Source organism: Chitinophaga hostae (assembly GCF_018224885.1).
GTDB classification, from domain to species: domain Bacteria; phylum Bacteroidota; class Bacteroidia; order Chitinophagales; family Chitinophagaceae; genus Chitinophaga; species Chitinophaga hostae.
The window spans coordinates 120,377-128,988 of record NZ_JAGTXB010000026.1 but is presented as its reverse complement, the minus strand read 5'-3'; the positions used below and the strand labels follow the sequence as shown (position 1 = coordinate 128,988).

The window sequence follows — 8,612 nt, the reverse complement described above, 5'->3', positions numbered from 1 at the left end:
TCAGGGAGGAATAGATGTACGCAGCTTTGTACTCACCGTGGTGGATAAGCCAACACCAAACTACAAGCTCTATCTGAACTTCAAATTGAATAACACAGCGCCTGCGCCATGGAATAACATTTCCGGTACCACTACCACTGGTTTGAAAGATGAAAACGGACAGTTAACCACTGCCGGATTAACTTTCGATGAAAGCTGGTGGGCAGCGGGAACCGAAGGCGCCAATACAGGCAACAACAGTGGTGTGTACCCGGATGCGGTGATGAGTGAATACCTGTACTTTGGTTCATTGCCAGGCTTCTTTACCGGTGCACCTGCTATGCACGGACACCTGACCGGTCTGGAAACAAACAGGACTTACAGCATTAAATTCTTCTCCAGCAGCAAATGGTGGGCGCCACAGCCGGACAATGGCAGCACGCAATATACCATCAACGGTGTTACCAAATCATTGAACGTTCAAAATAACAGCACTAATACGGCCGTTTTTGAAAACCTGACAGCAGATGCAAACGGTGAAATCAAATTTACCGTCAGCGTCCCTGCAGGAGGACAGGTAGGTTACCTGAATGCCATGGAAATAAACGCCGGCGGCGCTGGCGACAGCACTCCTGTAAACCAGGCACCAGTGATCGCCGCTATTGCCAACAAATCACTGGCAGCAGGCGATACTATGCACATAGCCATCAACGGTACAGACCCGGAAAATGATGCCATTACGTATACTGGTTACAACCTCCCAGCCTTCGTTACGGTATCCCAGTCTCCGGGGACTCCTTACCTCCTCGTTGCTCCTGCCACCAACAATACCGGTCAGTTTAACAACATCGGTGTAATTGGTACGGATACACACGGCAACAGTGATACTGCGATCTTTAACCTGACGGTGAATGCCCCTGCAGGTGGTGATAGTGCTGGCTATAAGCTTTTCCTGAGCATTAAACAGAACAGCACTGCACCTGCTCCATGGAATAATATTACCGGCAGCGTTACTACCAATCTTAAAAACGATCAGGGCCAAACAACCGCCGCCGGTCTGAAGTTTGACGAATCATGGTGGGCTACCAACGGCGAAGGCGCCACTACCGGCAACAACAGCGGTGTATACCCGGATGCCGTTATTAACGACTTCCTCTACTTTGGTTCATTGCCAGGATTCTTTACCGGCGCCCCTACAATGACCGGTCACCTGACAGGTCTGGAAACAGGTAAGCAATTCACCGTAAAATTCTTCTCCAGCAGCAAATGGTGGGCGCCACAACCGGATAACGGCAGCACCCAGTTCACCATCAACGGTGTAAGCCAAACGCTGTATGTGCAGAACAATAGCGCTAACGTGGTTACTTTCACCAACCTCACCCCTGACGCAAACGGTGAGATCGTATTTACCCTGAGTGTTCCTGCAGGCGGCCAGGTAGGTTACCTGAATGCAATAGAAGTAAATGCAGGCACTTCCCAGGTACCAACTGATAATCACGCGCCTGTAGTAACAGACATCAGTAATCAGAGCCTGGACGCAGGAACAAGTATGAATATCCCGGTTACCGCAACGGATGCAGATGGTAACCAGCTTACTTACAGTACATTGAATCTTCCTTCTTTTGTGACGCTGACACAGTCAGGAGGTACGGTATCACTTGCTGTTGCGCCAGGCACTAATAATGCAGGTGCGTACAATAACATCAGCGTTATCGTCAAGGATTCCTATGGCGCAGCCGATACCACTACGTTCAACCTGACCGTGAATCCACCGCCTAACTCCGGTGGCAGCTATAAAGTATTGCTGAACTTCAAACTCGATGCAGATGCGCCGGCGCCGTGGAATAATATTTCCGGCACCAATACCGCCAACCTGAAAAATGACCAGGGCCTGGCTACCGGCATCGGGCTGACATTTGATGAATCCTGGTGGGCAGCAGGCGTGGAAGGCGCTACTACCGGCAACAACAGTGGTGTATATCCTGACGTAGTGCTGAGTCAGTACCTTTACTTTGGTTCATTACCCGGCTTCTTTACAGGGGCGCCCGCCATGCACGGACACCTCACCGGTTTGAGTGCCAACACCACCTACACCCTCAAGTTCCTGTCAAACAGTAAATGGTGGGCGCCGCAACCTGACAACGGCAGTACCCAGTTTACTGTTAACGGTGTCAGCAAAACGCTGTATGCACAAAACAACACCGCCAACACCGCTGACTTCATTAACCTGACAGCAGATGCAAACGGTGAAATAGCGTTCACCGCCAGTATTCCGGCGGGTGGACAGGTAGGTTATCTCAATGCGATGGAATTGAATGTTACGCCGATTACCCCCGGTAACCTGGCCAATAACAACCAGCTGATGAATAACAACCCGGCTGCTTCACTGAATAATAACAACACTGCACTTAAAGCCAGCTTCCAGGCCAACGCGTATCCGAATCCGTTTACCGATAACCTGGCGATTGACCTTACACTACAGAAACCAGCACCAGGCATATTGATTGAAATCTGTGACATGACAGGAAAAGTGCTTTACAACGAAACCAGGAAAAGTGTACCTGAAGGTAAAAATACCATCAGGATCAATACGCAGCGATATGTTAGTACGACAGGCTTTTATATTCTGAAAATCACCGCTACCACCGGTGAAACTAAGAGTGTGAAACTCCTGAAGCGATAGTAAATGATCTGGAAAAGATGACAGTAACCGTTCCGGAGCGTTTCCGGAACGGTTTTTTTATGTCAATACTTGCGTTACCCCCAAAACTTGAGCGGTTACCAAATAATTTTTATGTTTCGCTTAAAAATAAAGTGTCTTTTAATATAATCTTTTACCTTTGAACTCTAACCGGATATACCAGGACTTATTATGCCCCGGATATCTCCCCTGTAACCTCATCCTCCGACAAAACCTGGAACAGTTGTCTGGCTAACCACCGGAAACTCTCTTATTTTTTTACCATCTCCTCTGATCTACCAGTTACCATACCGGGACTATGGCATGTGTGCAATAATGCGTACTTCCACCCTGTATATCACATTAAAAATCGTAGTTAAAGGAAAATTTCTATATGGACATCGTGTATTTTATAAAGGCATTGCTTAAAAAGAAATGGTGGATACTTTTAAGCACATTCGCTGCGGTAGCAGCGGCATTCGCCTTTACAATAGGAAAACCTAAATTGTATGCGTCCACCGCGCAAATTGCAACAGGGTTTACCACGAACGAACAGATTAAACTGCGTGATGAAAACCTGAACCTGTTTGAAGCTGACGTAAAATTTGACAACGTCATCGAAACCATGAACTCTCCGCTGGTAATAGGTCTGTTGGCCTGCGACCTGCTGGTACATGATCTCTCCAGCGATAAGCCCTTCAGAAACCTCACAGAAAAAGAACTGAACAAACCAGCATATAAGAGTGCCAATAAACAGGAGATCGTGCGGATTTGCCGCCAGAAAATTGATTCCCTGCAGATCCTTTCCTCCTCTATTCCGGAAGAAAGAAAGGTACTGGAATTTATGAAGCTGTATCGCTACGATTTTGAATCTATCCGCAAGATGGTGTTCACTGGCCGTTTATCAAGAACGGACTATATCAATATCAATTGTTATTCTGAAAATCCTGATTTGTCGGCTTACACCGTAAATACCCTTTATAAAGAATTCATTCGTTTTTACCGCAGCTCCCGTTCCGAACGATCAGTAGAAAACGTAGAAACTTTTGAGTCGCTGGTAAACCAGAAAAAAGCAGAACTGGATCAGAAAGTGGAAGCGCTGCGCGGATATAAAACTGCACAGGGCGTACTAAATGTGGAAACAGCCAGTGGTAACGAATGGGATCTGATCAAACAATTTGAAAAATCTGTCTCCGATGAAAGAGCAAACGGCAACAACCTGCAGGCGTCTCTCGATAACGTGAACATGCAGCTCGCGCAGATGAACAGCGGAAAGCCGGCGTACACCAATTCCAACACTGACATTATTAACTTAAGAAAACAGATCAATGATCTGAATGACGAGTATGTACGCACAGGCTCCAACGATAATGCCCTGGCCGATAGAATCAAAACCCAGCGCGGCAAATTACAAAAGGCGATGATGGATGCGTCTATCCCTAACGGTAAAGTAAGTACGAAAGAAGAACTTATTCAGCGTAAAGGCGCACTGGAAGCAGAAGTAAGAGCCTCCAAACTCAATATCAGCACCCTGGAAGGCAAAATACGTAATCTCCGGGCGTCTGTAGGATCATATGCCAATAAGGAAGCTACCGTGAGCTCATTACAACAGGAAGTAACACTGGCACAGGACGAATACAACAAGTTAAAGGAAAAATTAGGTGCAGCACTCGACAACAGAACAGTGCCACAGGATAATTTCCGTCAGACACTTAAAGGTCAACCTGCTTTCACGCCGGAGTCATCCAAGCGACTGATCATTATGGGCATGTCCGGCTTTGCAGTATTCATGATCTGCTGTATCGGCATACTATTTTCAGAATTCATGGATAATTCCGTGAAGTCCCCTTCTATCTTCAATCGTTCTTCTAATCTTAAGCTCATTGCTACCATTAATCATACTAATCTTCAGAAGTATAACCTGCTGCAAATACTGCAGAAAAAATCAGACGAAAGCCAATGGCTCAAACGGCAGAATATTTTCCGTGAGCTGCTGCGCAAGCTGAGATATGAACTGGAAAGCAGCGGCAGAAAAATATTCCTTTTCACCAGTACAGAACCACAGCAGGGTAAAACTACGCTCTTGCAGGCGGTAGCACATAGCCTGAGCCTGAGCAATAAAAAAGTGCTGGTGATTGATACCAATTTCTGTAACAATGATGTAAGTGTACAGATGGAAGCCAAGCCCACCCTGGAATACTTCTCCGTACCACCAGCTGAGTTCAGCATCGAAAAGGTAAAAGAAATAGTAACTACCTATGCAACACCCGGCATAGAAGTAGTTGGATGTAAAGGCGGAGATTATACCCCGTCAGAAATACTGCCGCCTAATCACCTGCTGAATTATCTGGGCGAACTGAAAAAGCATTATGACTATATTTTAATGGAAGGCGCCCCGCTGAATGATTTTACAGACAGCCGCGAGTTATCTGCATATGCTGAAGGCGTAATTGCCATTTTCTCTTCTCATCTGAAAATGAAACAAATTGACCGGGAATCATCAGAATTCCTGGAATCATTGGGAGATAAATTTCTTGGAGCAGTCTTAAATGACGTTAAAGAAGATTTCATTGAACTATGATCGTTTTATCATGATGCAGCATAAAAACTTTGACATATTCAGTTTCCGGCCAGAGAAAAATGACGCACGTTATGCCTGGATAGACTATGCAAAAGGCATTGCCATTTTGCTGGTGGTATACCGGCATATTGCGTATGGCCTGGTGGCCGCGGGCATTTCATTACCCAATGGAGTGCTGGCAACCAACGATATGTTATATAGTTTTCGTATGCCGCTTTTCTTCCTGCTCTCTGGTATCTTTTTCAGCAGAAGTATTGCCAAAAGAGGCGTACGCAATTTTACATTTCAAAAAATCAATACCCTGCTGTATCCGTACCTGTTATGGGCGGTTATACAAATCAGCCTGCAGATTGTGTTCTCAAAATTTGCGAATTCAGAACGCAGCGTCAGGGACTTTCTCAATATATTCCTTCAGCCAAGAACACTGGATCAGCTCTGGTATTTATTTGCATTGTTCAATGTAACCATGCTTTATACCATAGTGTCCGGCATTACGGGCCGCAAAAAAATATGGCAACTGCTGGTAGGGCTGGCACTGTTGGGTATTGCCCCATATGTACGGAGTTTCAGTACATTCTATGATATCGCATTGCATTATATTTTCTTCGCCATCGGCGATACCGCCGCCGGCTACTTCTTCCTCGAGGAAACACAACAGAAATTTGCCAACCCGGTTAACCTGCTGTTGTTAACACCGCTGTTCGGCTTGCTCCAATGGTATTACCTGTACCACCAGGATATGAACTTATATGTGTATATGCTCATTGCGTTGAATGGCTGTTTGTTTGTCATACTCTTATCGTCCTGGCTGGCAAAAATCAAACGACTCGAATTGCTGAACGTAATAGGTCATTATTCCCTCTACATTTACCTGTTACATGTAAGCATTTTCGCCCTGCTGCGTGCAATATTACTGCAGTTCGGTGTAGATAATGGCGTGGTATTGCTGGGAATACTTATTCCGTCATCCATTTTCCTCTCCATCATAGTATACAGGGTATGTATGCGACTGGGATTAGGCTTCCTTTTCGCAGGGAAGTTCGGGGAACATCATACACCAAAAAAAGCGGCAGCATCAGTTTAATATGAAAGCACAACCAAAAAAGAAACCAATAGATCAACATCTGCATCAGTTGCTGATCGTGATTTTCATAGCGCTGACTATTATCGCTATGGCTGTTAAAATAGTATTCTTATAAATCATCGTCAGTGGAATTTGCGAAGAAAAATATCTACCAGCTGTTTATTATTACCTCGTGGGTAGTATTAATCCCGATTATCGCCTATCTCAGTGCGCAGGATGTCAAATATACCATGCTGCTGATCGGTTTGGCAGTGGGACTGACAGTGGCGGGCGTTTCGATACTCAACTACCGGGCGGGTTACTATATCACCTGTGTGGTGGCACTTACCGTACGGGTACTGGAACGGATGTCGGGCTCGGAAATGCCTGTGGGAGTGCTGATAGACGCGGTTGTGTTAATAACCTTGCTGGGCAGTTTGTTAAAGCCGGATGATAAAAGTATCCGGAAAGTTGATTTTTTGCGGGACCCCGTGCTGATTACTTTTTATATATACGCCGGTTTCATCCTGCTGCAGTTTTTCAACCCGGCCTATGTACATGACCGCCATGGCTGGTCCACCTTTGCCAGGGTATACGTGCGGAATATGATTATGTTGTACCTGGTGATGAAGATGATCAGGAATATGGATGATCTGAAAGTATTTATCAAATTCTGGATTATCATACTCACACTGGCAGCCTTTTATGCGTGTATACAGCAATGGTTTGGATTAATGCCTTTCGAAAAAGCATTTATAGCCCGGTATCCTGAAAAGTTCAAAACAGTGATCATCCTCACCGGTATACGTATTTTCTCTTTCGTGTCTGATCCGGCCGTATTTGGTGTTATCATGGCTTGTGGCTGTATCATGAATATTGTGTTGCTCACCAGTTCCAATAAAATGGTTCCGGTACATCAGAAGGTATTGTTGTTAATATCGCTGGTACTGCAGTTTATGGCACTGGGATATTCGGGTACCCGTACCGCCTACGTGATGGTGCCTATGGGGCTTGTTATTATGTTGTTTGTAAATCTGCATAATAAAAATACCGTTATTGGCGCGCTTGTATTTGTTTTTGCATTCCTGGTGGTGATGTTTGGTCCTTTCCACAGCAATCCTACCATTATCAGGATAAGAACAGCCTTTTCGGGTTCGGAAGATGCCTCCCTGAATGTTCGTGAGGTAAACAGGCATCGCATTCAACCCTATATCTACAGCCACCCTATCGGCGGCGGTTTTCTCAGCTGTGAGCCGGGATCCGGCAGTGAACTGGATGGCTTTCCGCCCGACAGCGGTTACCTGCGCACGGTGCTGGAACAAGGGTACATCGGGCTGATACTGGTTTGTTTTAACATTTTCCTGGTGATGCAATATACCGTGGCAAATTACTTCCGGAGTAAAACAGAAACCGAAAAACAGTATACACTACTGATCATCTGTGTGATGTTTGCAATGGTGGTCAGCATTTATGCGCAGGAGTCGTCCGGACTCATTGAGTCCGCCCTGCTTTATTACGGACTTAATGGAATCTCTATAAAATTAAAATATTTATCATCTCCAAATATCACAACATGAAACGTGTATTATTCTTTTTATTGGCAGCAATTACAGGTACTGTAGCGCAGGCACAGCGGGCAGATACCAGTATTATATTAAGACTGCCGGCCGACTTACCTACCGTAAGCAGATTGAAAGAAAGACTGGTAGAACTTGCCATGAACAACCCCCAGATCAAAGCATTGGATATTAAAAAGGAAATTACCAAATACGATCAGAACAGGGCTAAAGCGGGTTGGCTGGACATGCTGACAGCTGCCGGTAACCTGAACGAGTTCACCATTAAAGGTAGCAGCGGTGGCACTGCCAACAACAACACACTGTACCCACGGTATAACTTTGGTATCATGGTGCCGCTCGGTCATTTAATAAGCATTCCTAACGAAGTAAAAACAGCCAAGGCCAACGGAAAAGTATTTGACCTGCAGAAAGAAGGCGAGAAACTGGCGTTAAAGTCTGCTGTATTGCGTGCTTACGAGGACTACTCTGCTAACAAGCAATTGTATGAGCTGCAGTTACCGTTGCTGGAAGATTCTTACAATCATTACAAACAGGTAGAGCAGAAATTTTCCGGTGGTGATCAGAACACAGCGGTGGAAGGACTGAATGATGCCTATCGCATTTACAATGCAGAAATGGTACGTAAAGTAAATCTTGAAAGAGAAGTAAAACAGTCTAAAATAGCATTGGAAGCCATTATCGGTACTTCTCTCGAAGAAGTATTATTACACTTATAATTGAGGCGGTTTG

Annotated in this window: 5 protein-coding genes; all 5 read left to right on the top strand. The window is 45.3% G+C overall.

All coding sequences use genetic code 11. The annotated features are described in order from the left end of the window. Window positions 1–2,662, top strand: a 2,662-nt coding sequence (locus tag KE626_RS31805) for a T9SS type A sorting domain-containing protein (protein ID WP_211977116.1), incomplete at its 5' end; no start/stop codon positions are given. Between the two features lie 391 nt (window positions 2,663–3,053). After that, entirely contained in the window at window positions 3,054–5,240 is a 2,187-nt protein-coding gene (locus KE626_RS31800) for an exopolysaccharide transport family protein (RefSeq protein WP_211977115.1), read from the top strand. Between the two features lie 10 nt (window positions 5,241–5,250). Next, window positions 5,251–6,324, top strand: coding sequence for an acyltransferase family protein (locus KE626_RS31795; protein WP_211977114.1), 1,074 nt, complete (start codon window positions 5,251–5,253; stop codon window positions 6,322–6,324). Between the two features lie 125 nt (window positions 6,325–6,449). After that, window positions 6,450–7,880 (top strand): O-antigen ligase family protein, encoded by a 1,431-nt coding sequence (locus tag KE626_RS35110; RefSeq protein ID WP_211977113.1) that lies wholly within the window; start codon window positions 6,450–6,452, stop codon window positions 7,878–7,880. Further along, a complete protein-coding gene (locus KE626_RS31785) occupies window positions 7,877–8,599 on the top strand; it encodes a TolC family protein (RefSeq protein WP_211977112.1) in 723 nt (240 codons plus the stop codon). Before KE626_RS35110 ends, KE626_RS31785 begins: the two co-directional genes overlap by 4 nt. Window positions 8,600–8,612: the final 13 nt, after the last annotated feature.

What these genes read in the sequence shown, in the direction of transcription:
- KE626_RS31800 (WP_211977115.1), top strand. Translation starts at nt 3,054, where the DNA reads ATGGACATCGTGTATTTTATAAAGGCATTGCTTAAAAAGAAATGGTGG.
- KE626_RS31795 (WP_211977114.1), top strand. Translation starts at nt 5,251, where the DNA reads ATGATGCAGCATAAAAACTTTGACATATTCAGTTTCCGGCCAGAGAAA.
- KE626_RS31785 (WP_211977112.1), top strand. Translation starts at nt 7,877, where the DNA reads ATGAAACGTGTATTATTCTTTTTATTGGCAGCAATTACAGGTACTGTA.